The organism is Pseudomonas sp. LBUM1662 (assembly GCF_059695915.1).
In genome coordinates, this window is record NZ_CP166793.1 from 1,818,485 (window position 1) to 1,842,904 (window position 24,420).

Sequence of the window (24,420 nt, forward strand, 5' to 3'; positions counted from 1 at the left end):
TGACTGTTGAGTTGCATCGCCATCATTCCGGCCCGGGGCGGCAGCAAGCGCATACCGCGCAAGAACCTCAAGCCGTTCGACGGCGTGCCGATGATCGTTCGTTCGATCCGTACGGCGCTGGATTCAAATCTGTTCGATCAAGTGATCGTCAGCACCGACGATGAAGAAATCGCCGAGGTCGCGCGGGCGCACGGCGCTCAGGTGCCGTTCATGCGTCCGGCGTCGCTGGCCGACGATTTCACTGGCACGGCGGCTGTGATGGTTCATGCTTTGAATGAGCTTCCGGCGTTCGACTATGCCTGCTGTATCTACGCCACCGCGCCGCTGTTACAGGCTCGGTTCCTGCGTCAGGGATTTGAATTGCTGGAGCAGCATCCGGATAAATCCTTCGCGTTTTCCGTGGCCAGTTTCGGCTTTCCGGTGCAGCGTGCCCTGACCCTCGATGAGCAGGGCGCGCTGACGTCGCTGTACCCGGAATTTCGTAACACCCGCTCGCAGGACCTGGCCGAAGCCTTTCAAGACGCCGGTCAGTTCTACTGGGGGCGCCACGAGGCCTGGTTGCGCGGCGATGTGTTGTTCTCCCCGGCAAGCCTGCCGGTGATCCTGCCGCGGCATCTGGTGCAAGACATCGACACCCCCGAAGACTGGAAACGCGCCGAATACCTGTACGCTGCGCTGAAGGCCGGTGGTGAATTGCAATGAGAGTGCTGATTCGTTCCGACGCGTCGCCGACCATTGGCAGCGGGCATATCGCTCGCTTGTTGCCCCTGGCCAGAACCTTGCGCAAGCAGGGCTCGCACGTTGCCTTTGCCTGTCGGCTGCTGCCGGGACATCGTCTGGACGCACTGGCGGCCGAAGGTTTCGAAACCTTCGCGCTACCGCAACGTTATCCCGATGAAGACCCGCAGCAAGCCATCGAATCCATGCTGCCGTGGCAGGCGGACATCGACGCGCTGGCGCAGGCGTTGGGAAACCATCCGGCGTTCGACTGGATCATCGTCGACCACTATGGCCTCGACCATCACTGGCAGACGGCAGCCCGGCGCTGGGCGCCACGGATCGCTGCGGTGGATGACCTTGCCACTCGCCAGTACGCCGTCGATCTGCTGCTCAACCAGAACTTGTCTGGCACGCGGGAAGGTTATGCCTCGTTGCTCCCGCCCGGCTGTCAGACATTGTTCGGTCCACGATTTGCGATGTTGCGTGATGAGTTTCGCTGCCCTGCGATCCCGATCAAACCCCGGGCGAAGCGGGTGCTGGTGAATTTCGGCGGCTTCGATGCGGCGATGCAGACTCATCACGCGATGCTGGCGATGGCGGATTTCGACGCGCTGGAAGTCGATTTCGTGGCCGGTGCCGACAACCCGGCCTGGGACACGATGCAGGCTATGGCCGCGAATCGTCCGAACTGGCGTCTGCACAGTTTTGTCAGCGACTTCTACCGGCTGATGACCGAGGCCGACCTGTTTGTCGGCGCCGGTGGCGGCACCAGTTGGGAGCGGGCGGCCATGGGGCTGCCGACGATTTGCATTGCGGTCTCGAACAATCAGCAGGCCAACGGCGAGGTCATGGCCGCCTCGGGTGCCCATGTTTACCTGGGCGAGCGAGAGCAGGTGAGCGTCGAACAACTGCGCCGGGCGATCGGTTTTGTCGCGGACAATCAGGGCCTGCGCCGGAGCCTGGCCGAACGTTCGCGACAGTTGGTCGATGGTCGGGGGGCGCAACGGGTGGCGGCCGCCTTGGCCGGTGCGGTGTTGCAGATCCGTCCCGCAACCGCAGACGATGCGCAGCTGCTGTTCGACGGACGCAATGCTGAAGCGGTACGGCGCTGGTCGCTGGAGACCGGAGCGATTGAATGGTCATCGCATCAAAACTGGCTGACCGCCAGTTTGAACAATGCACAGCGCTTGCTGTTGATTGCCGAGGCCGATGACGGTCCGGTGGGCGTGTTGCGTTATGACTTGCGCGGCGTTGAAGCCGAAATCTCGATTTATCTGTTCGAAGATCGTATCGGCCTGGGCTGGGGCAGGGCGCTGCTCGCCCGCGGCGAGGCGTTCGTCACGGCCCACTGGCCGCAACTGACCGTCATCACCGCCCAGGTGTTGCCGGCCAACCAGCCGTCGCTGAAGGTCTTTCGCGAAGCCGGTTTCACTCAGAGTGCTTGCGCGTTCACGCGCGTATTGAAGGATGACAGCAATGACTAGCTTCAAAATTGGCGACCGCTTGATTGGTGCCGACGCACCGCCGTTCATCATCGCCGAAATGAGCGGCAACCATAACCAGTCGCTGGACATGGCTTTGCAAATCGTCGAAGCCGCGGCCAGGGCCGGCGCGCATGCCTTGAAGCTGCAAACCTACACCGCCGACACCATGACCCTGGACCTGTCCGAAGGCGAGTTCTTCATCAAGGACCCCAACAGTCTGTGGGCCGGGACCTCGTTGTACGCGTTGTACGAGAAAGCGCATACGCCGTGGGAGTGGCATGCGCCGATTTTCGCCCGGGCCAAAGCGCTGGGCATGCTGGCGTTCTCCACGCCGTTCGATGACAGCGCTGTCGACTTCCTCGAAAGCCTCGACGTGCCGGCCTACAAGATCGCCAGTTTCGAAAACACTGACCTGCCGCTGATTCGCCGGGTCGCGGCCACCGGCAAACCATTGATTATCTCCACCGGCATGGCCAGCATCGCCGAGCTCGACGAAACCGTACGCGCGGCCCGTGAGGCGGGTTGCAAGGACCTGGTGTTGCTCAAATGCACCAGCACCTACCCGGCAACCCCGGCCAACAGCAATGTGCGCACGATTCCACATCTGCGCGAATTGTTTGGCTGCCAGGTCGGTCTGTCCGATCACTCCATGGGTGTCGGCGTGTCCGTGGCAGCGGTGGCACTGGGGGCGACGGTGGTGGAAAAACACTTCACCCTCGACCGTTCGGCCGGTGGTGTGGACGCCAGTTTCTCCCTGGAACCGGCCGAACTCGAAAGCCTGGTGATCGAAACCGAGCGAGCCTGGCAGGCCATGGGCCAGGTGCATTACGGGGTCACCGAAGCCGAGCGCAAGTCACTGGTGTACCGACGCTCGCTCTATGTCACGCAAGACATGGCGGCCGGCGAGCCGTTTACCATCGCCAATCTGCGAGCCATCCGTCCTGGCCTGGGGCTGGCGCCCAAACACGCTGAAACCCTTCTGGGTCGACGCGCCCGCCACGCCATCAAACGTGGAACCCCGCTGGACTGGTCGTTGGTCGAATAACGCCTTGCGGGTCTGTTTAGGCAAAATATGGTGACCTGCGAGTCAAAACGCGCATCTTCACTGTATTGTATTAATCGGGGAGGTGGCGCCTGGTCTGTTTTTAGCCCGGTGATAGCCTTTTATTCTTCCCGCTGTCGCCTCGAAGGGGCGACGTTTTTCTCTGTTTGTCGGCGCCCCTCGAATCATTACGAGCGGTGGTATTGGGCTGTTTATTATTGGGAAGCCGTAATGATTGGCATAAAAAGCATTGCGAGCTACGTTCCTGTAGCCGGCGTGGACAATTACGCACAAGGTGCAAAATTCGAAAAGGATGAAGAATTCATCCTGGGCAAAATCGGTTCGGCCTTCCTGCCGCGCAAAGACGCCGGGCAGGAAACTTCGGACCTGTGTGTCGAAGCAGCCAATGCGCTGTTCGCCAACAACCCCGATCTGAAACGTGAATCCATCGATGTGCTGATCGTCGTCACCCAGAACGGCGACGAAGAAGGCTTGCCACACACGGCTGCCATCGTTCAGGACAAATTGGGCCTGCCGACCACCGTGGCCGCGTTCGATATTTCCCTGGGCTGCTCCGGCTACGTCTATGGCATCTACGCGATCAAGGGCTTCATGGAGGCCGCCGGCCTGAAGAATGGCTTGCTGATCACCGCCGACCCGTATTCGAAGATCGTCGACCCGGAAGACCGCAACACCACCATGCTCTTCGGCGACGCCGCCACCGCGACCTGGATGGGTGAAAACGCACCCTGGCAGCTGGGCAAAGCCAAGTTCGGCACCGACGGTTCCGGTGCACCGCACCTGAAAGTCACCGACGGCGTGTTCTACATGAACGGTCGACAGGTGTTCAACTTCGCGCTGCTCAAAGTGCCGGCGCACTTGCATGAACTGCTGGCCGACTCGCAGCTGACCGCTGACGATATCGACGCCTTCTGCATCCACCAGGGCAGCGCCGCGATTGTCGATGCCGTGGCGCGCCGCTTCGAAGGCGAGCCGGAGAAGTTCATCAAGGACATGGTCGAGACCGGCAACACCGTGTCGTCGAGCATTCCGCTGCTGTTGGAAAAACACGTGCTGGACTCCGACTGGAAGCGTGTTGCGCTCAGCGGTTTCGGCGTTGGCCTGTCCTGGGGTTCGGCGATCCTCTATCGCCCTTGAACCCAGTGCTTTAGTCAAAGAAAGCCAGACACAAAAAAAGCGCTCAAGGTGTAATCTTGAGCGCTATTTTTTTGCCCGAACACAATGCGAGGCGCCATGAGCGAGTTCTTTGAGCACAACGTCGACGTCATCCAGCAACGCTGGCCGGCATTGGCTGTGCGCTTGCTGGTCGAAGACACGAGCCTGTTACAGGCTGATCTGGTGGAAGGCCTTGGCTCGACGCTGAGCATCAATGGCATTCAGCTGACCAGCCGCCATGACCGCAGTCGCGAGGCCGTGCTTCAGGCCGACAGTTTGCCGTTCGACAGTCCGGTGGCGCATGTCTACGGCACCGGGCTCGGCGATCTGCAAATGGAACTGCTGCAACGTGCCGGTGTTCAACGGTTATACGTGCACATCCTCAACGGCGCCGTGTTTGCCCTGGTGTTGCAACTGCTTGATCAACAGCCGTGGCTCAGCGATCCGCGGGTCGAACTGTTGTATGCCGGTGACCTGGGTGAAATCCAGCTGCCGTTTTTTGCCCTGCCCTCCGAGCTGGTGCTGGCCGACGATTTCAACGCGAAGATCCGCGATCGCCTGATCAGTGAAACTCATCTGACCTTCAACAATCGCGAGTTCGACCCGCAGGCGCTTGAGATTATCGAGCGCTTGGAGGCCAGTCTCAAATGGGTGCAGGACGATCGCGACGTCGCCGAGTTGTTCGGTTCACAGCCGGGGCGGGAGGTGTTTGTGATCGCCACCGGCCCGAGCCTGGAACAGCACTTCGCGACCTTGCGCGCGATTCGCAATGAGACTGAGCGGCCGTTGTTCATCTGCGTCGATACGGCCTATCGTCCGCTGCTCAAGCATGGCATTCGGCCCGACATTGTCGTCAGCATCGACCAGCGCATTTCGGACCGGCACCTGCCGGCTGAAGGCACGGCCGACATCACGCTGGTGTACATGCCCATGCTTGATCCGGCGGTGATTGAGGCTTGGCAAGGGACCCGTTACGCCGGTTACTCCGCGAGCCCGATCTACCAGCAACTGCGTCAGCAATTGCCCCGGGGTGAGTTGTATGTCGGCGGTAGCGTGATTCATCCGGCGGCGGACCTGGCGGTGAAGATGGGCGCGGCGCAGATCACGCTGTTCGGCGCCGACTTCGCCTTCCCGGGCGACAAGACCCACGCGGGATGGGGCGATGGTGATTTGGGGCCGCAACTGGGCGCTGCCAGGCATTGGGTGTTGGACGGTCACGGTCAGCGCATCAAGACTCAGCTCAACTTCCGCAGCTACCTGTGTGAGCTGGAGCGTTTTATCGCGGGCCATCCAAAGGTGCGTTTCTATAACAGCAGTCGGGCAGGGGCGATGATCGCCGGCACGGTTTTTCATCCGGAGTTTGCGTCATGAGTGCGCTTGAAACCTTCGTTGCCGATGCACAGCATTGTGCAGCCTTGTTCCGTCTGGGGCGAGATGTCGAAGCCGGGCTGGCGATGATCGAGTTGGCCGGTGCGGTTCACCCGGCGTTCGATTCGAAGCCGCAGGAGGCTCAGCAGCAGTGGGCGTTTGTGCTCGGTCGAATGTTTGAGTGCCAAGAGGCGCAGAACTGGCTCGCACTGGCTGATTACCTGGAATACGAACTGGTCGAGCTGTTGACCGAAAGCCTGTCTGTTTAAGCCATTTCCCTTCTGTCGGTGCCGGCGAGCCCTCGCCAACCTCTCGCCGACATTTCCCTGACGTCATTTTTTCGCTGTCGGACCGTCGCCAACCCCTTGATTTACGGGGGGTGGCAACGTGATGGCAAATAATTTTGAAAATCCCCTAAAGCAAGTTGCATTGGCGACGATAACTATTACGAAGGTTCTCTAGGCCATACCCGGCGGTTGCCAGGGCCGGAAGCCGCAGTACCCAACCAACGAGGAATTCGTCATGGCTTTAACAGTAAACACCAACGTCACGTCGTTGAGCGTTCAAAAGAACCTGAACCGCGCTTCCGACTCCCTGTCGACTTCGATGACTCGCCTGTCTTCCGGCCTGAAAATCAACAGCGCTAAAGACGACGCCGCCGGCCTGCAGATCGCTACCCGTATGACCTCGCAAATCCGCGGTCAGACCATGGCAATCAAAAACGCCAACGACGGTATCTCGATCGCTCAGACCGCTGAAGGCGCGATGCAGGAAACCACCAACATTCTGCAGCGTATGCGTGAACTGGCTGTACAAGCTCGAAACGACTCGAACGGTACTCAAGACCGCGTTGCTTTGAACAAAGAATTCGCGGCAATGTCGGACGAGATCACTCGTATCGCCAACTCCACCAACCTGAACGGCAAGAACCTGATGGACGGTACCGCTGGTACCATGACCTTCCAGGTTGGTTCCAACACCGGTTCGGCTAACCAGATCACTCTGACCCTGGCTTCCGGCTTCGGCGCTGCAACCCTGTCGGTTGACTCGGCTACCACTCAGATCACTGGTAACAGCTCGGCTACCGCTCAAGCTTCGTTCTCGGCTGCCATCACCCGTATCGACGCCGCTCTGCAAACCATCAACAGCGCGCGTGCTGACCTCGGTGCTGCACAAAACCGTCTGACCAGCACCATCTCCAACCTGCAGAACATCAACGAAAACGCTGAAGCTGCTCGTGGTCGCGTACAAGATACCGACTTCGCTGCTGAAACTGCACAGCTGACCAAGCAACAAACTCTGCAACAAGCTTCCACCGCAGTTCTGGCTCAGGCCAACCAACTGCCATCCGCTGTACTGAAACTGCTTCAGTAATAGCTGATTGAGTTTTGGCGAGGGGTGCGCGCTGGTCGTGCCCTCTCGCTTTTTTAATTTTAGAGGTGATGGACATGGATATGAGCGTGAAGCTGAACTTGTCTTATCCGACGGCGAAGCATGCGACCACGGTTGCTGAAAAGCCTGCGGAAAAGCCTCGAGCGGAGCCCGCGAAAGTGGTCGACGTCAAGGAGGTGCGCAAGAGCGCACAAGCCGAGCAGGACAAACTGAAAATGGCTGTTCAAGAAATTGAAAAGTTCGTTCAGTCGGTCAAGCGCAACCTGGAGTTCTCGATTGATGAGCCTTCAGGCCAGGTCGTTGTGAAAGTCATTGCCAGTGAGTCGGGTGAGGTGGTTCGTCAGATCCCCAACGAAGAAGTCCTGAAACTGGCCAATAGTTTGAATGATGCAAGCAGCTTGTTGTTCAGCGCTAAAGCCTGACAGCTGGCACGAATTTTGTTGTTATGTTCTTTTGGGCGTTGTAGTGGTCAAAAGACCGGCGACACACTGAAGGGAGTTCTACATGGCAAGTCCAATTTTACCGGGCACAGGTTTAGGCTCCGGCCTTGATACCGGTGCTATCGTCAAAGCCTTGGTAAACGCCGATAAAGCGGCCAAGCAAGGTCAGATCGATCGTGGGACCGCTACCAACTCGGCGAGCATTTCCGGGATCGGCACCTTGAAATCGCTGCTGGCCACGTTCCAGACCGCGCTCAAGGATCTGGGCAGCACGACGACCCCTCAGTTCACCGGTTTTGCGGCGACCACCGGCAACGCCAAAGTTGTCACCGCCACCGCTAACAACGCAGCGGTCGCCGGCACTTACACTGTCGCTGTCAGCCAATTGGCAACCAGCTCGAAAGTGGCCAGTGCCGCCTTCGCCGGGGGTGCAACCAGCCCGATCGCGTCAGGCACCCTGACGATCAACCAGGGCAGCAAGTCCTACACCGTTAACGTTGCGGCGGGCGCCACCCTGCAATCGGTTCGCGACTCTATCAACACTCAGTATCAGTCCAGTGGCCTCAGCGCCAACATCGTGACCGACAGTTTCGGTTCGCGCCTGGTGCTGGGTTCCAGCACCACGGGTGCCGGGTCCGAACTCAAGGTCAGCGGTATTGCCGGTCTGGACATGGACGGTACGGTGAAAATGGCGGCAACGCCGACTGCGACTTCTTCGGGCGCCATCGGCGAATTGCCTGTGGATGCGCTCTACAGCGTTGATGGCTTGGCCATGAGCAGTCCTTCCAACACCGTGAGCAACGTTTCCGGGTTGTCGATGACCTTGCTGTCCAAGGACACCACCACTGTTACCGTTGCAGGCAACAATGATGGCCTGAAGGCGTCGATCCAGAAGTTTGTCGACGCCTACAACGCTGTCGCCAACGCAGTGACCTCCTTGACCAAGCCGTCCCTGGACGACGATGGCAAGCCAACCATTCCTGCCGCACTGACCGGTGACTCGTTGCCGCGTTCGATTTTGTCTGGCATGCGTGGCCCATTGTCCACGACCGGTGCTGGCGACAAACTGACCGTGCTTTCGCAGTTGGGCATCACCACCGATCAGAAAACCGGTGCGCTGAACTTCGACTCCGTCAAGTTCACCGCGGCGATGAATGACAAGAAGCTCGGCGGCGAAGTTCAAACCCTGTTCACCGGAACCAACGGTCTGCTTGAGCGCATGAACAATGTGATCAAGCCTTACACCGATACCGGCGGTATTCTGGATACTCGCACCACCAGCCTGAATGTCACCAAAACCAAGCTGACCGCCGACCAGGGTGCACTGGACCGCCGGATCGAGACCCTGACCGCTGTGCTGACCAAAAAGTACAACGACATGGATACACTCGTTGGTAAGTTGAAGGCGACAGCCAGCAACATCACCTCGATGTTTGATGCGATGGCCGCGCAGCAGAAGAACTCGTAACACGCATAACGCCAAAAGCCCGGCAGCGTTTTAGAGCGCTCCGGGCTTTTTGCATTTGAATCTAAAGTTTTTTGACGCGTCGTCGATACACTGGTTATACGAACTACAGCATTTTGATGAGGTACAACATGAATCCAATGTTAGCCCTTCGCCAATACAAGAAGATTGGCGCTCAGGCGCAAACTTCCGAAGCCAGCCCGCATCGTCTGGTGCAGATGTTGATGGAAGGCGGGCTGGACCGTATCGCCCAGGCCAAGGGCGCGATGGAGCGCAAAGACATTCCGAACAAGGGTGTTCTGATCGGCAAGGCCATCGGCATCATCGGTGGTTTGCGTGAAGGTCTGGACCTTGAGAACTCTGTTGAGACCGTCGGTGAGCTGGATAACCTGTACACCTACATGATGAAGCGTCTGGCCGAGGCCAACATCAAGACTGATCCGGCAATTCTCGACGAAGTCGCAGATTTGCTTCGAACAGTCAAAGACGGTTGGGATGCGATTGCCGCACCGGGTCCGCAGTTTTAAGGAGATCACCATGAGTCTTGTATTGCAGCGAATCGAACACACCCGCGAAGCCCTGGTCGGTGCATTGGCCGAGCGTAATTGGGAGGCCATCGGTGAGTTGGACCTGGCGTGCCGTACCTGCATGGAAGACGTCTTGAGTGAAGCTTCGGTGGACGAGGCTGCCCTGCGCGATAATCTTGAAGAGTTGCTGGGGGTGTACAAGCAGCTTCTGGAGGCGGCGACGGGGGAGAGGCAAGCGATAGTCGACGAGATGTCGCAGATCCATCAAGCGCAGAGCGCGGCAAAGGTTTACCATCTGTTTGGTTAATTAACCCTCAGTTAATCCAAACATAGTGCGCCATAAATTTGACTGTGCACGGTTTTTTGACTTAACTAGTGGCTGGTTCCAGATTTCAGGCGTCTACAGGCATAACGTGTCTGCAAGCGTCTAGCTTGCCCCATCATTTTGGGCATTGAGTTGACTAGGGAAGTTGCTATTGCATGTGGCGTGAAACCAAAATTCTGCTGATTGATGACGATAGCGTCCGCCGCCGCGATTTGGCGGTGATTTTAAATTTTCTCGGTGAAGAAAATTTGCCCTGCGGCAGCCATGACTGGCAGCAGGCTGTCGGCTCTTTGTCATCAAGTCGTGAAGTGATCTGTGTCCTCATCGGGACGGTCAATGCTCCTGGCGCACTTCCGGGCTTGTTAAAGACACTCGCAACCTGGGATGAGTTCCTTCCGGTTTTGTTAATGGGCGATAATTCTTCCGTTGACTTGCCTGAAGATCAGCGTCGCCGAGTGCTTTCGACCCTCGAAATGCCACCCAGCTACAGCAAATTGCTCGATTCGCTGCACCGTGCCCAGGTCTATCGCGAGATGTATGACCAGGCCCGCGAGCGCGGTCGTCATCGCGAACCCAATCTTTTCCGCAGCCTCGTCGGCACCAGCCGGGCGATCCAGCACGTCCGTCAGATGATGCAGCAAGTGGCAGACACCGACGCCAGTGTGCTGATCCTCGGCGAGTCCGGCACCGGCAAGGAAGTGGTTGCGCGCAACCTGCATTACCACTCCAAGCGTCGTGACGCGCCGTTCGTTCCGGTCAACTGCGGGGCGATCCCGGCCGAGTTGCTGGAGAGCGAATTGTTCGGCCACGAGAAGGGCGCCTTCACGGGGGCGATTACCAGCCGAGCCGGACGTTTCGAACTGGCCAACGGCGGCACCCTGTTCCTCGACGAAATCGGCGACATGCCGTTGCCGATGCAGGTCAAGTTGCTGCGCGTGTTGCAGGAGCGCACCTTCGAGCGCGTGGGCAGCAACAAGACCCAGAGCGTCGACGTGCGCATCATCGCGGCGACCCACAAGAATCTCGAAAGCATGATCGAGATCGGCACCTTCCGCGAAGACTTGTACTACCGCCTGAACGTGTTCCCGATCGAGATGGCGCCGCTGCGCGAGCGTGTCGAAGACATCCCGTTGCTGATGAACGAGTTGATCTCGCGCATGGAACACGAGAAGCGCGGTTCGATCCGCTTCAACTCGGCGGCGATCATGTCGCTGTGCCGTCACGGCTGGCCGGGCAACGTCCGCGAACTCGCCAACCTGGTGGAGCGCATGGCGATCATGCATCCGTACGGAGTGATCGGCGTGGTCGAACTGCCGAAGAAATTCCGTTACGTCGATGACGAAGACGAGCAACTGGTCGACAGCCTGCGCAGCGATCTGGAAGAACGAGTGGCCATCAACGGCCATACCCCGGACTTCACCGCCAACGCCCTGCTGCCGCCGGAAGGCCTCGACTTGAAAGACTACCTCGGTGGTCTGGAGCAGGGGTTGATTCAGCAGGCACTGGATGATGCCAATGGCATCGTGGCACGCGCTGCAGAACGCCTGCGTATTCGTCGCACCACCCTGGTGGAAAAGATGCGCAAGTACGGCATGAGCCGTCGCGACGGTGACGAACAGGCGGATGATTGACGCCTGTTTTTCAAGTCGTTCATTTGTAGGCGGTTTTTTTTAGGCACGGGTATTGCTACATCCCTCGCAACGTTCCGTTTAACTGACGGTCAGCCAAGCGAGAGAGCACGATGCCCCAAGCCGCCCAGATGTCTCCTGTCCCTGACACTTCGGGGCAACCGTCGTCCGTAGAGCAGGCAAGCCGGCTTGGCCTTGAGCAGGCGTTCTCTCTGTTCAATCAGATGTCGAGCCAGTTGACTGATTCCTACAGCATGCTTGAGGCCCGGGTCACCGAGCTCAAGGGTGAACTGGCGGTGGTCAGCGCTCAACGCATGCAAGAGCTGGCGGAAAAAGAACGCCTGGCCAACCGTCTGCAAAACCTCCTCGATCTGTTGCCTGGCGGCGTCATCGTCATCGATGCCCAGGGCATCGTGCGCGAAGCCAACCCGGCGGCCTGCGAGTTGCTCGGCCTGCCCCTCGAAGGCGAGCTCTGGCGTCATGTCATTGCCCGCTGCTTTGCGCCCCGCGAAGACGACGGTCACGAAATCTCTCTCAAGGACGGTCGGCGCCTGTCGATCGCCACTCGCTCGCTGGATGCCGAGCCCGGGCAGTTGGTGTTGCTCAACGACCTGACTGAAACCCGTCATCTGCAAGATCAACTGGCCCGTCACGAACGCCTGTCGTCCCTTGGGCGAATGGTCGCTTCGTTGGCCCATCAAATTCGTACGCCGTTGTCCGCCGCCTTGCTCTATGCCAGTCATTTGACTGAGCAGGAATTGCCGGTCGCCACCCAACAGCGTTTCGCCGGGCGCCTTAAAGAGCGTCTGCATGAGCTGGAACATCAGGTTCGCGACATGCTGGTGTTCGCCCGCGGCGAGTTGCCGCTGACTGACCGTGTCACGCCCAGGCAATTGATGCAGTCGCTGCAATCGGCAGCGCTGACCCATGTGCAGGATCTGCCGATTCGCTGGCAGTGCGACAGTCACGTTGGCGAGTTGCTGTGCAACCGCGACACCCTGGTCGGGGCGATTCTCAACCTGATCGAGAACGCCATTCAGGCCAGTGCCGGTGAAGTCCGCTTGAAAGTGCATTTCTATGCCCGTGAAAACACCCTGCGCGTGTGCGTCAGTGACAGCGGCAGCGGCATCGACGGCAAAGTCCTGGCGCGTCTGGGCGAGCCGTTTTTCACCACCAAAACCACCGGGACCGGCCTGGGCCTGACCGTGGTCAAGGCAGTGGCCCGTGCTCATCAGGGAGAATTGCAGTTGCGCTCGCGGCCAGGTCGCGGCACCTGTGCGCAGGTCATCCTGCCGCTTTTTTCCGGTGAACAGCCCAACGCTCAGGGAGCGGAGTGAAGGACATGGCAATCAAGGTTCTGCTGGTCGAGGACGACCGCGCGCTACGCGAAGCACTGGCCGATACGCTGTTGCTTGCGGGGCACGATTACACGGCGGTCGGTTCGGCGGAAGAAGCGCTGGCGACAGTCGGCAATGAGGCGTTCAGCCTGGTCATCAGTGACGTCAATATGCCGGGTATGGACGGCCATCAACTGCTCGGTTTGCTGCGAGCGCGCCAGCCACAGTTGCCGGTGTTGCTGATGACTGCTCACGGCGCTGTCGAGCGGGCCGTCGATGCGATGCGCCAGGGCGCGGCGGATTATCTGGTCAAGCCGTTCGAGCCCAAGGCATTGCTCGACCTGGTGGCGCGGCACGCATTGGGCACGCTCGGCGCGACCGAGAGCGAAGGGCCGATCGCCTTCGAGCCGGCCAGCGTGCAATTGCTGGATCTTGCCGCACGGGTCGCACGCAGCGATTCGACCGTGTTGATCTCCGGTGAGTCCGGGACCGGTAAAGAAGTCCTGGCGCGCTACATCCATCAGCATTCCCACCGCGCCAGTCAGCCGTTCATTGCGATCAACTGCGCGGCAATCCCCGACAACATGCTCGAAGCCACGTTGTTCGGTCACGAAAAAGGTTCGTTCACCGGCGCCATCGCGGCGCAGGCCGGCAAGTTCGAACAGGCCGATGGCGGGACGATCCTGCTCGACGAAATTTCTGAAATGCCCCTCGGGCTCCAGGCCAAGTTGCTGCGCGTGTTGCAGGAGCGCGAAGTCGAGCGGGTCGGTGCGCGCAAGCCGATCACCCTGGACATCCGGGTCGTGGCGACCACCAACCGTGACCTGTCCGGTGAAGTGGCGGCGGGGCGTTTCCGTGAGGACCTCTTCTATCGCTTGTCGGTGTTTCCACTGGCCTGGCGTCCATTGCGCGAGCGCACCGCCGACATCCTGCCGCTGGCCGAGCGCCTGCTGGCTAAACACGTCAATAAAATGAAGCATGCTGCGGCGAAACTGTCGCCCGAGGCGCAGGCGTGCCTGATCGGTTATCCGTGGCCGGGCAACGTGCGTGAGCTGGATAACGCGATCCAGCGCGCCCTGATTCTGCAACAGGGTGGTTTGATCCAGCCTCAGGATTTCTGCCTGTCCGGGCCGGTGGCGTGTGCGCCGCTGCCGACATTGGCGCCGGCGCGGGTCGTGGAGGTCGATACTGAATCGGCCGGGGCGTTGGGCGATGACCTGCGCCGCCGTGAATTCCAGATGATCATCGACACCTTGCGCACCGAACGTGGCCGCCGCAAGGAAGCCGCCGAGCGACTGGGCATCAGCCCGCGCACCTTGCGCTACAAGCTGGCGCAGATGCGCGATGCCGGCATGGATGTGGAAGCTTATTTGTTTGCCACCTGAAAGTTGACGCGCGTAACACTGATCCATATGTGGGAGCGGGCTTGCTCGCGAAAGCTGTAGTCCAGCCAGCATCTCTATTGAATGGAAAACCGTATTCGCGAGCAAGCCCGCTCCCACATTAGTTCTTGCGGTGATTCACAGCTGAGCATGGCCCGGGATGGCCTTTTGTTCAGAGTGGCCACGGAGCTGGCACCCTTGTTGCTAACACCTCACTACCCGCCGAGTGAGTGTCAAAAAATTGCGGGTCGCCAATGAGAGTAGATCATGAGCCAAGGTATTGAATTTAATCGATTGATGCTGGATATGCGCTCCATGCAAATGGATGCCATGTCTGCGCCTAAATCGACTGCCGCAGTCCCTGAACTGGGTGGCAGCAGCTTTTCCGACATGCTCGGTCAGGCTGTCAATAAAGTGAACGACACCCAGCAGGCGTCCAGTCAGTTGGCCAGTGCCTTCGAGATCGGCAAAAGTGGCGTCGACCTGACGGACGTGATGGTTTCCTCGCAGAAGGCCAGCGTGTCTTTTCAAGCGTTGACCCAAGTGCGCAACAAGCTGGTTCAGGCATACCAAGACATCATGCAGATGCCGGTTTAAGGACGAATTGAGTCATGGCAGAAGCAGTCGCCGATAACGTTCCGGCCAAGGCCACCCCAATAGACGGCAAACCGCCGCTGTTCGGGTTGTCCTTCCTGGAAAACCTCTCCGAGATGACCATGTTGCGTCAGGTAGGCCTGTTGGTCGGCCTGGCTGCGAGCGTGGCGATTGGTTTTGCCGTGGTGCTGTGGTCTCAGCAGCCGGACTACCGGCCTCTGTACGGCAGTCTTGCCGGTATGGACGCCAAACAGGTCATGGATACCCTGGCCGCCGCCGATATTCCCTACACCGTGGAACCCAACTCCGGTGCCTTGCTGGTCAAGGCCGAAGACCTGTCCCGTGCGCGGCTCAAGCTCGCGGGCGCTGGTGTCACTCCCAGCGATGGCAACATCGGTTTTGAAATCCTCGATAAGGACCAAGGCCTGGGGACCAGCCAGTTCATGGAAGCGACCCGTTATCGTCGCGGCCTTGAAGGCGAACTGGCTCGCACCATTTCCAGCCTGAACAACGTCAAGGGTGCCCGCGTGCACCTGGCGATTCCGAAGAGTTCGGTGTTCGTGCGTGACGAACGCAAACCAAGCGCTTCGGTGCTGGTTGAGCTGTATTCCGGTCGTTCGCTGGAGCCGGGTCAGGTGGTGGCAATCATCAACCTGGTCGCGACCAGCGTTCCCGAACTCAGCAAATCCCAGATCACCGTGGTCGACCAGAAGGGCAACTTGCTGTCGGATCAGGCGGAGAATTCCGAACTGACCATGGCCGGCAAGCAATTCGATTACAGCCGTCGCATGGAAACCATGCTGACCCAGCGTGTGCACAACATTCTGCAGCCAGTGTTGGGTAACGACCGCTATAAAGCCGAAGTCTCGGCCGATGTGGACTTCAGTGCCGTCGAGTCGACCTCCGAGCAGTTCAACCCGGATCAGCCGGCGCTGCGCAGCGAGCAGTCGGTCAACGAACAACGCACCGCCAGCAATGGCCCGCAAGGTGTGCCGGGGGCCTTGAGCAACCAGCCGCCATCGCCAGCCTCCGCGCCGCAAACCACCGGTGGCAGCACCGCCGCAGCCGGCATGGTGCAGCCAGGCCAGCCGTTGATCGATGCCAACGGTCAGCAAATCATGGACCCGGCCACCGGTCAGCCGATGCTGGCGCCGTATCCGGCGGACAAGCGTCAACAATCCACCAAGAACTTCGAGCTCGATCGTTCGATCAGCCACACCAAGCAACAGCAGGGTCGTCTGAATCGCCTGTCGGTGTCGGTCGTCGTGGACGATCAGGTCAAGGTCAACGCCGCCAACGGCGAAACCACTCGTGCGCCGTGGAGCGCCGATGAATTGGCGCGCTTCACGCGTCTGGTGCAGGACGCCGTCGGTTTCGACGCCAGCCGTGGTGACAGCGTCAGCGTGATCAACATGCCGTTCTCCGCCGAGCGCGGTGAAGTGATTGCCGATATTCCGTTCTACTCCCAGCCGTGGTTCTGGGACATCGTCAAGCAAGTGCTGGGTGTGTTGTTCATCCTGGTGCTGGTGTTCGGTGTGCTGCGTCCGGTGCTCAACAACATCACCGGTGGCGGCAAAGGCAAGCAGTTGGCCGGCATCGGCAGCGACGTGGAACTCGGTGGCATGGGCGGCCTGGACGGCGAACTGGCCAACGACCGCGTCAGCCTCGGTGGCCCGCAAAGCATCCTGCTGCCGAGCCCGAGCGAAGGCTATGACGCACAGTTGAATGCAATCAAGAGTCTGGTGGCAGAAGATCCGGGTCGCGTGGCCCAGGTCGTGAAAGAGTGGATTAACGCAGATGAGTGATAACCGAGCCGTTGCCGCCAAACTGACCAAGGTCGATAAAGCCGCGATTCTGCTGCTGTCCCTGGGTTCGACTGATGCTGCGCAAGTGTTGCGCCACATGGGGCCTAAAGAGGTCCAGCGTGTGGGTGTGGCGATGGCCCAGATGGGCAACGTGCACCGCGAGCAGGTCGAGCAGGTCATGAGCGAGTTCGTCGACATCGTCGGCGACCAGACCAGCCTGGGCGTCGGCTCTGACGACTACGTGCGCAAAATGCTCACCCAGGCGCTGGGCGAAGACAAGGCCAACGGCCTGATCGACCGCATCCTGCTGGGCGGCAACACCAGCGGCCTCGACAGCCTGAAGTGGATGGAACCACGCGCCGTCGCCGACGTGATCCGTTACGAGCACCCGCAGATCCAGGCGATCGTGGTGGCGTACCTCGATCCGGATCAGGCTGGTGAAGTGCTGGGCAACTTCGACCACAAGGTGCGTCTGGACATCATTCTGCGGGTTTCCTCGCTGAACACTGTGCAACCGGCAGCATTGAAAGAACTGAACCAGATTCTCGAGAAGCAGTTCTCCGGCAACTCGAATGCCTCGCGCACCACCCTGGGTGGCATCAAGCGTGCGGCCGACATCATGAACTTCCTCGACAGCTCGATCGAAGGCCAGTTGATGGACTCGATCCGCGAAGTCGACGAAGACCTGTCCGGTCAGATCGAAGACCTCATGTTCGTGTTCAACAACCTGTCCGATGTCGACGACCGCGGAATTCAGGCGTTGCTGCGCGAAGTGTCTTCCGACGTATTGGTGCTGGCCCTCAAGGGTTCGGACGAAGGCGTCAAGGAAAAGATCTTCAAGAACATGTCCAAACGAGCGGCCGAACTGTTGCGCGACGACCTCGAGGCCAAAGGCCCGGTGCGTGTCAGCGACGTGGAAACCGCGCAGAAAGAAATCCTCACCATTGCCCGCCGTATGGCCGAAGCCGGAGAAATCGTTCTCGGCGGGAAGGGCGGCGAAGAGATGATCTAAGGTCACTATGTCGTCCAAACATGATGAGTCCCAGACCGACCTGATCCGAGGCAAGGCCGTCGCCGGTTTCGACGTCTGGGCGTTGCCCAGTTTCGATCCGTTTGTGCCGGAGCCCGAGCCGGAACCCGAGCCCGAACCGCCGGAAATGGAAGAGGTGCCGCTGGACGAAGTCCAGCCACTGACCCTCGAAGAACTCGAAGCGATCCGCCAGGAAGCCTACAACGAAGGCTTCGCCGTGGGCGAGAAAGAGGGTTTTCACAGCACCACGCTCAAGGTCCGTCAGGAAGCTGAAGCGGCGCTGACGCCGAAGATCGCCGGCCTTGAACAGCTGATGGCCAACCTGTTCGAGCCTATCGCCGAGCAAGACACCCAGATCGAAAAGTCGCTGGTCGACCTTGTGCAGCACATCACCAAGCAGGTGATTCAGCGCGAACTGGCCATCGACTCGACGCAAATCGAACACGTCATGCGCGAAGCCCTCAAGCTCTTGCCGTTGGGCGTGGGCAATGTGCGGCTGTACATCAATCCGCAGGATTTCGAACAGGTCAAAGCCCTGCGCGAGCGCCATGAAGAAACCTGGCGCATCGTCGAGGACGAGTCCCTGCTGCCCGGCGGTTGCCGGGTCGAGACCGAACACAGCCGCATCGACGCCACCGTTGAAACCCGCGTTGCCCAGGTCATGGCCAAGCTGTTCGATCAGTTGCACGATCAGGCCTTGCACCCGGCCGCGCCGGATTTGAGCCTGGAACTGCCAGTCGACGAGAAGCCTGCGGTCGAGCCGACACTGGACGACCCCGATGCGCCTTGATCGCACCAGCTTCGCCAAGCGCCTGGGCAGCTATGCCGAGGTCACTACGCTGGCGGGTGCGCCGATTCTTGAAGGCCGCCTGCTGCGCATGGTCGGCCTGACCCTCGAAGCCGAAGGCTTGCGCGCCGCCATGGGCAGCCGCTGCATGGTCATCAACGACGACAGTTATCACCCGGTGCAGGTCGAAGCCGAAGTCATGGGCTTCTCCGGCAGCAAGGTGTTCCTGATGCCGGTCGGCAGCGTCGCTGGCATTGCGCCCGGTGCCCGCGTGGTTCCTATGGCGGACACTGGCCGCTTGCCGATGGGCATGAGCATGCTCGGGCGGGTGCTGGACGGCGCCGGCCGTGCGCTGGATGGCAAGGGCGGCATGAAAGCCGAAGACTGGGTGCCGATGGACGGCCCGACCATCAACCCGCTCAAGCGTGAACCGATCAGCGAACCGCTGGACGTGGGCATCCGCACCATCAACGGTTTGTTGACGGTGGGTCGCGGTCAGCGTCTCGGTCTGTTCGCCGGTACCGGCGTGGGTAAATCCGTGCTGCTGGGCATGATGACCCGCTTCACCGAGGCCGACATTATCGTGGTCGGGCTGATCGGTGAGCGGGGTCGTGAAGTTAAAGAATTCATCGAACACATCCTCGGTGAGGAAGGGCTCAAGCGGTCGGTGGTCGTCGCTTCGCCGGCGGATGATGCGCCGCTGATGCGTCTGCGCGCCGCGATGTACTGCACGCGCATCGCCGAATATTTCCGCGACAAGGGCAAGAACGTCCTGTTGCTTATGGACTCGCTGACCCGTTTCGCCCAGGCCCAGCGGGAAATCGCCCTGGCCATCGGCGAACCGCCGGCGACCAAAGGCTATCCGCCGTCGGTCTTCGCCAAGTTGCCGAAACTGGTGGAACGGGCCGGTAACGCCGAGAAGGGCGGCGGTTCGATCACTGCGTTCTATACCGTCTTGTCCGAAGGCGATGACCAGCAGGACCCGATTGCCGACTCGGCGCGAGGCGTACTCGACGGGCACATCGTGCTGTCCCGGCGCCTGGCCGAAGAAGGGCATTACCCGGCCATCGATATCGAAGCGTCCATCAGCCGGGTCATGCCGTCGGTGGTCAGCCCCGAGCACATGGCGCGTGCGCAGATGTTCAAGCAGTACTGGTCGCGTTATCAGCAGAGTCGCGACTTGATCAGCGTCGGCGCCTATGTGCCGGGCGGCGATCGAGAAACCGACATCGCGATTTCCCTGCAGCCGGCCATGACCACTTATCTGCGTCAAGGCTTGAACGACAACATCGGCATGGGCGCCAGCGAACACCATCTCGCCACCATCTTCGCCCCGGCAGCGGGCGGCTAACCGGCCATGGCCCAGAGCCGCGCGGCACGCCTGGCACCCGTGGTGGAAATGGCTGAAAAGGCCGAAAAAACCGCGGTCATGCGCCTTGGGCACTTCCAGGGCCAGGTTCGTGTCGCGGAAAGCAAACTCGCCGACCTCGAAAACTTCCGCCTCGAATACCAGGAGCAATGGATCGTGCGCGGCAGCACGGGCGTCTCCGGCCAGTGGCTGCTCGGCTATCAAGGCTTTCTTGCGCAACTGGGCACCGCCATCGATCAGCAGCGCCAAAGCCTGAACTGGCACCAGAACAACCTGAACAAGGCGCGCGAGTCCTGGCAGCAGGCGTTTGCCCGGGTTGAAGGCCTGCGAAAACTTGTACAACGCTACATGGACGAGGCGCGCAAGCTCGAAGACAAGCGCGAACAGAAACTGCTGGATGAGTTGTCCCAGCGGTTGCCGCGGCATGATCCGTACTGAATCAGCCGGACCGCGTTATCGTTCTTCGCGGGCAAGCCTCGCTCCCACAGGTGTTGTGTTGTTCCTAATATTGTGGACGACACAAAACCTGTAGGAGCGAGGCTTGCCCGCGAAGGCGGCCTGACATGCGCCACAATTTCCCGCCTTGCTCCCGCCCCCGCCAAGTGCTAAACCTTGTACACGTACGTTCCCCCATGACAAGGAAGCCGTTAAAAAATGTCAGTCCATACAGAAACATCCCAGGAAGGGAAAAAGCTGACGATCTCGATCAAGGGACGATTCGATTTCGCCAAGCATCAGGAATTTCGCGAATCCTACGAAAACCTGATGCCAAAACCCCAGTCCTTCGAAGTGGATTTGAAGGACGCCACCTATCTCGACAGCTCCGCGCTCGGCATGCTCCTGCTATTGCGTGATCACGCCGGTGGCGAGAGTGCCGAAATCACGTTGACCAACGCCAACGCCGATGTGCGCAAGATTCTCGCCATTTCCAATTTCGAACAAATCTTCGACGTTGCATGACCGCCATGCAGCCAGTCGAACCGCTGACAATCCTTATTGCCGAAGACAGCGCGGCCGATCGTATGCTGTTGTCGAGCATCGTCCGTCGCCAGGGCCATTTGGTGCTCACGGCCGCCAACGGTGCCGAGGCGGTCGAAGCGTTTCGTGAGCAGCGCCCGCATCTGGTATTGATGGACGCCATGATGCCGGTGATGGACGGTTTCGAGGCGGCACGACAGATCAAGGCGCTGGCCGGGGAAACCCTGGTGCCGATCATCTTCCTGACGTCGCTGACTGAGAGCGAGGCCCTGGCCCGTTGTCTGGAGGCCGGTGGCGACGATTTTCTGGCAAAGCCCTACAACCAGGTGATTCTCGCCGCCAAGATCAAGGCCATGGATCGCTTGCGCCGGTTGCAGGCCACGGTGCTGCAGCAGCGGGACCTGATCGCCAAACACCACGACTACTTGCTCAACGAGCAGCGGGTGGCCAAGGCTGTGTTCGACAAGGTCGCGCATTCGGGCTGCCTGAGTGCGCCGAATATCCGCTACCTGCAATCCCCTTATGCGCTATTCAACGGCGACCTGCTGCTCGCGGCGTTTACCCCGGCCGGCGACATGCACGTGTTGCTGGGCGATTTCACCGGTCACGGTTTGCCGGCCGCCGTGGGCGCCATGCCCCTGGCGGAAGTCTTCTATGGCATGACTGCCAAAGGCTACGGCCTGGCCGAAACCCTGCGCGAGATGAATGCCAAGCTCAAACGCATCCTGCCGGTGGACATGTTCTGCTGCGCCACCTTGCTGTCTCTGAGCTTTCAGCGGCGTTCGGTGGAAGTCTGGAACGGCGGAATGCCGGACGGTTACTTGCACAGCATCGCCACGGGTGAGCGCACGCCGTTGCCGGCGCGGCACTTGCCGCTGGGGGTGCTGAGTCCGCAAACCTTCAATGACCGCACCGAAGTGTTTCCGATGGCCGTTGGCGATCGGGTCTTCCTGCTGTCCGACGGGGTCATCGATACCTGCGATGCCAACGAACAGTTGTTTGGTGTGGAACGGTTGCAGCGGGTGTTTGCGGCCAATCGCCAGCCAGACGCGTTATTTGAAGAGATCGAGCAGGCGCTACGGGACTTCCGTGGCGAGGCGCGCGATGACGTGAGCATGGTCGAGGTCAGTCTGCTGGAGGCTGCGCAACTGATCCCCCCAGCGCCGGTGTATTCCGACAGCGGCCAGTCCTGCCCGCTGGACTGGTCGGTGAGTTTCGAATTTCGCGCCGCGACCCTCAAGCGTTTCAATCCGCTTCCCTTCCTTTTGCAATTGCTGCTTGAGGTCCATGGCCTGCGGGCTCAGAGTGGCGCGCTCTACAGCGTGTTGGCAGAGCTTTATTCCAATGCCCTGGAGCACGGCGTGCTCGGTCTGGATTCAAGTCTCAAGCGCGATGCTTCGGGGTTCGCGCGCTATTATCAAGCGCGCAGTGAGCGCCTGGAGGCATTGCGCGACGGCTATGTGCGGGTGTATTTGCAGGTCGAGCCGACAGGCAAGGGCGGCAGCCTTATTGTGCGGGTCGAAGACAGTGGCAAGGGCTTTGATGTGGCGCGGGTGATGGAGCGTCCCGTTGACGGTGGCCGTCTGTCGGGACGCGGTGTCAGTCTGATCCGCCAATTGAGCCGTAGCGCGAGCTGGTCCGACGATGGTCGTAGTGCCCGCGTGGAGTTTTTCTGGGAGGCTCTGGCATAATTCACCCATTCTTGATCAAGGAGTGAGCAAGTGGCTGACACACATCTGGACCGCGACGTGCTGAGCGCGTTGCAGGAAGTCATGGAGGCGGAGTATCCGACGTTGCTGGATACCTTCATTGCCGACTCCGAAGAGCGTCTGCGCGTGTTGCGAAAGGCAGAAGATGCTGCGCAACTCATGAATGCTGCCCACAGTTTCAAGGGCAGCAGCAGTAACATGGGCGCCATTCGCCTCGCCGAACTGTGCAATGAGCTGGAACAGCGCGCCAAGCAAAAAAGCCTCGCGGGCATCGAGAAACTGGTTGGCGAAATCGACGGCGAATTCGCCATCGTCCGACCTCTATATGAGGCTGAGCGACAGCGCTCCCTCACTGAATAAAGTTGCCGTCCGGCGCTTTTAGCCGCTGTCGAGCCAACATGGCTCGACCTTTGCAGCTATCTCACTCAACTGTACCTACGATCCCAGTGCAGCGGAGACCGTTTTATGCCCGTTACCCCCAATTCGCTTCTGCAGGCCGTCGCGACGGCCAAGACTCAAGTTGCCTCCGCCAATACCCCGGCGCAAGGCTCTGAGCCAGGGGACAAGGCGTCCAGCTTCGCTGATGTTTACGCCAATCAAGCCCAGAACAAGCCTTCTGCGGCCGCTGATAAACCGACCAAGCCTGCTACCGACAATGCCTTGCAGGGCACCGGCAAACCGGATGTCAGCAGTGACAAGCCTGCCGCCGCGGAACCTGCGGTTGCCGATAGCGGCAATTCCTTGCCCGCCGAGAAACCGGCGCCGACCGATGACTCAACGGCCAGCGACGAGCAGGCCGAGACCACTGAAACGCCAGTGGTTGATACGGCGCCGGTTGATCCGAGCCTCGACCCGGCCCTTGATCCTGCTTTGATGCAGGCGGTGCAGCCGTTGGTAACCGTGCCGGTCGTGCAAGCCGCTGCGCCAGTTGTCACGAACGCACAGCCACAGGCTGAAACGCCAGTTGCCGCCGCCGTCGGTACCGCAACCGCGTCCACGACCGCGCAAGTGGCGCCTGTCATCGATAGCGATTTCGATCCTGAAGCTGATCCGCTCGACGCGCTGCCGGCTGTGCGCATGGCCATGGAGCAGAGCGGTCACGTCTCCGCCAGCAGCCAGGCCCAGCCAAAAGCCGGTTCTGCCCAGGCCCAGGCTGACGGTGAACTGACGGCGGCGCAGAACTTCGCCGCCGGCATGGCCAGCATGCTCGATGTGCAAGCCGACAAGGACAGCACCAGCCAGGGCGGCGAGAAAGCCTTCAGCGGTCTGATCGATAGCGGCCTCAAGGATTTGACGTCCGCCAGCAGCGATACCCGTGTCGATGACTTCGCCAACCGTCTGGCGGCACTGACCCAGGCAGCCACTCCGAAAACCGCCAATGCCTTGCCGGTGAATCAGCCGATCGCCATGCATCAGAGCGGCTGGACCGAGGAAGTGGTCAACCGCGTCATGTACCTCTCGAGCGCCAACCTCAAGGCAGCCGACATCCAGTTGCAACCGGCCGAGCTGGGGCGTCTGGATATCCGGGTCAACATGGTTCCGGACCAGCAGACCCAGGTCACCTTCATGAGCGCCCATCCAAGTGTGCGTGAAGCGCTGGACAGCCAGATCCATCGCCTGCGTGACATGTTCACGCAACAGGGCATGGGCCAGGTCGACGTCAATGTGTCCGACCAGTCTCGTGGCTGGCAAGGTCAGGGCCAGGATCAGGCTCAACAAGGGCAGGGCGGTCGCACCAGCGCCAGCGGCGGACGCCTCGACGGCATGGATGAGGAGATCGCACCGACCGCCGCCGAAGTGGCGGCCACCGCGACCAGCGTGATCGGCTCCAGCGCCGTCGACTACTACGCCTGATCCCACAC

The 24,420-nt window shown here is 60.2% G+C and carries 24 protein-coding genes; all 24 read left to right on the top strand.

Features of this window, described 5'->3' with window-relative positions; translation table 11 throughout:
- Nucleotides 1-6: 6 nt before the first annotated feature.
- The 24 genes from pseF to ACA049_RS08200 all read left to right on the top strand — a co-directional run bounded on the left by pseF (nucleotide 7) and on the right by ACA049_RS08200 (nucleotide 24,412).
- Nucleotides 7-702, top strand: a complete 696-nt coding sequence (gene pseF, locus ACA049_RS08085; RefSeq protein WP_497334522.1) for a pseudaminic acid cytidylyltransferase — start codon at nucleotides 7-9, stop codon at nucleotides 700-702.
- The gene (gene pseG, locus ACA049_RS08090) at nucleotides 699-2,204 is read left to right on the top strand and encodes a UDP-2,4-diacetamido-2,4,6-trideoxy-beta-L-altropyranose hydrolase (RefSeq protein ID WP_497334524.1); all 1,506 of its coding nucleotides are present in this window, start codon (nucleotides 699-701) and stop codon (nucleotides 2,202-2,204) included. The genes pseF and pseG overlap by 4 nt, the downstream gene beginning before the upstream one ends.
- Complete coding sequence (gene pseI, locus ACA049_RS08095) at nucleotides 2,197-3,249, top strand: pseudaminic acid synthase (protein WP_497334526.1); 1,053 nt, start codon at nucleotides 2,197-2,199, stop codon at nucleotides 3,247-3,249. Before pseG ends, pseI begins: the two co-directional genes overlap by 8 nt.
- A 228-nt stretch (nucleotides 3,250-3,477) precedes the next feature.
- Entirely contained in the window at nucleotides 3,478-4,404 is a 927-nt protein-coding gene (locus tag ACA049_RS08100; protein WP_497316424.1) for a ketoacyl-ACP synthase III, read from the top strand.
- A gap of 96 nt (nucleotides 4,405-4,500) precedes the next feature.
- The gene (locus ACA049_RS08105; protein WP_497334528.1) at nucleotides 4,501-5,793 is read left to right on the top strand and encodes a motility associated factor glycosyltransferase family protein; all 1,293 of its coding nucleotides are present in this window, start codon (nucleotides 4,501-4,503) and stop codon (nucleotides 5,791-5,793) included.
- On the top strand, nucleotides 5,790-6,059 hold the full coding sequence (locus tag ACA049_RS08110; protein WP_497334530.1) for a hypothetical protein: 270 nt from the start codon (nucleotides 5,790-5,792) through the stop codon (nucleotides 6,057-6,059). The genes ACA049_RS08105 and ACA049_RS08110 overlap by 4 nt, the downstream gene beginning before the upstream one ends.
- Nucleotides 6,060-6,312: 253 nt before the next feature.
- Nucleotides 6,313-7,164, top strand: coding sequence for a flagellin domain-containing protein (locus ACA049_RS08115; protein ID WP_497334532.1), 852 nt, complete (start codon nucleotides 6,313-6,315; stop codon nucleotides 7,162-7,164).
- Between the two features lie 74 nt (nucleotides 7,165-7,238).
- On the top strand, nucleotides 7,239-7,604 hold the full coding sequence (locus ACA049_RS08120) for a flagellar protein FlaG (RefSeq protein WP_497334534.1): 366 nt from the start codon (nucleotides 7,239-7,241) through the stop codon (nucleotides 7,602-7,604).
- 82 nt (nucleotides 7,605-7,686) lie between these two features.
- Nucleotides 7,687-9,090: a flagellar filament capping protein FliD gene (gene fliD, locus ACA049_RS08125; RefSeq protein ID WP_497334536.1), complete on the top strand. Its 1,404-nt coding sequence runs from the start codon at nucleotides 7,687-7,689 to the stop codon at nucleotides 9,088-9,090.
- A gap of 128 nt (nucleotides 9,091-9,218) precedes the next feature.
- Nucleotides 9,219-9,614, top strand: a complete 396-nt coding sequence (fliS, locus tag ACA049_RS08130; protein ID WP_094471224.1) for a flagellar export chaperone FliS — start codon at nucleotides 9,219-9,221, stop codon at nucleotides 9,612-9,614.
- A 10-nt stretch (nucleotides 9,615-9,624) separates the two neighbouring features.
- The gene (fliT, locus tag ACA049_RS08135) at nucleotides 9,625-9,921 is read left to right on the top strand and encodes a flagellar protein FliT (protein WP_497334538.1); all 297 of its coding nucleotides are present in this window, start codon (nucleotides 9,625-9,627) and stop codon (nucleotides 9,919-9,921) included.
- Between the two features lie 173 nt (nucleotides 9,922-10,094).
- Nucleotides 10,095-11,570, top strand: coding sequence for a sigma-54 dependent transcriptional regulator (locus ACA049_RS08140; protein ID WP_131061623.1), 1,476 nt, complete (start codon nucleotides 10,095-10,097; stop codon nucleotides 11,568-11,570).
- Nucleotides 11,571-11,680: 110 nt separating this feature from the next.
- A complete protein-coding gene (locus ACA049_RS08145) occupies nucleotides 11,681-12,904 on the top strand; it encodes a sensor histidine kinase (protein WP_497334540.1) in 1,224 nt (407 codons plus the stop codon).
- Nucleotides 12,905-12,909: 5 nt separating this feature from the next.
- Complete coding sequence (locus ACA049_RS08150; protein ID WP_497334542.1) at nucleotides 12,910-14,289, top strand: sigma-54-dependent transcriptional regulator; 1,380 nt, start codon at nucleotides 12,910-12,912, stop codon at nucleotides 14,287-14,289.
- Between the two features lie 264 nt (nucleotides 14,290-14,553).
- A complete protein-coding gene (fliE, locus tag ACA049_RS08155) occupies nucleotides 14,554-14,883 on the top strand; it encodes a flagellar hook-basal body complex protein FliE (protein ID WP_497334544.1) in 330 nt (109 codons plus the stop codon).
- 14 nt (nucleotides 14,884-14,897) lie between these two features.
- The gene (fliF, locus tag ACA049_RS08160) at nucleotides 14,898-16,685 is read left to right on the top strand and encodes a flagellar basal-body MS-ring/collar protein FliF (RefSeq protein ID WP_497334546.1); all 1,788 of its coding nucleotides are present in this window, start codon (nucleotides 14,898-14,900) and stop codon (nucleotides 16,683-16,685) included.
- Nucleotides 16,678-17,697 (top strand): flagellar motor switch protein FliG, encoded by a 1,020-nt coding sequence (fliG, locus tag ACA049_RS08165; protein WP_007894195.1) that lies wholly within the window; start codon nucleotides 16,678-16,680, stop codon nucleotides 17,695-17,697. Before fliF ends, fliG begins: the two co-directional genes overlap by 8 nt.
- A gap of 7 nt (nucleotides 17,698-17,704) precedes the next feature.
- Nucleotides 17,705-18,505 carry a flagellar assembly protein FliH gene (gene fliH / locus ACA049_RS08170; protein WP_497334548.1) on the top strand — a complete coding sequence of 267 codons (801 nt, stop codon included), beginning with the start codon at nucleotides 17,705-17,707 and terminating at the stop codon, nucleotides 18,503-18,505.
- A complete protein-coding gene (gene fliI / locus ACA049_RS08175; RefSeq protein ID WP_497334550.1) occupies nucleotides 18,495-19,853 on the top strand; it encodes a flagellar protein export ATPase FliI in 1,359 nt (452 codons plus the stop codon). The genes fliH and fliI overlap by 11 nt, the downstream gene beginning before the upstream one ends.
- 6 nt (nucleotides 19,854-19,859) lie before the next feature.
- On the top strand, nucleotides 19,860-20,309 hold the full coding sequence (fliJ, locus tag ACA049_RS08180) for a flagellar export protein FliJ (RefSeq protein ID WP_438662287.1): 450 nt from the start codon (nucleotides 19,860-19,862) through the stop codon (nucleotides 20,307-20,309).
- 216 nt (nucleotides 20,310-20,525) lie between these two features.
- Nucleotides 20,526-20,831 carry an STAS domain-containing protein gene (locus tag ACA049_RS08185; protein ID WP_497334551.1) on the top strand — a complete coding sequence of 102 codons (306 nt, stop codon included), beginning with the start codon at nucleotides 20,526-20,528 and terminating at the stop codon, nucleotides 20,829-20,831.
- 5 nt (nucleotides 20,832-20,836) lie between these two features.
- Nucleotides 20,837-22,540, top strand: coding sequence for an ATP-binding SpoIIE family protein phosphatase (locus tag ACA049_RS08190; RefSeq protein ID WP_497336793.1), 1,704 nt, complete (start codon nucleotides 20,837-20,839; stop codon nucleotides 22,538-22,540).
- 30 nt (nucleotides 22,541-22,570) lie between these two features.
- Nucleotides 22,571-22,918: an Hpt domain-containing protein gene (locus tag ACA049_RS08195; protein WP_497334552.1), complete on the top strand. Its 348-nt coding sequence runs from the start codon at nucleotides 22,571-22,573 to the stop codon at nucleotides 22,916-22,918.
- A 105-nt stretch (nucleotides 22,919-23,023) separates the two neighbouring features.
- Entirely contained in the window at nucleotides 23,024-24,412 is a 1,389-nt protein-coding gene (locus ACA049_RS08200; protein WP_497334554.1) for a flagellar hook-length control protein FliK, read from the top strand.
- Nucleotides 24,413-24,420 lie beyond the last annotated feature (8 nt).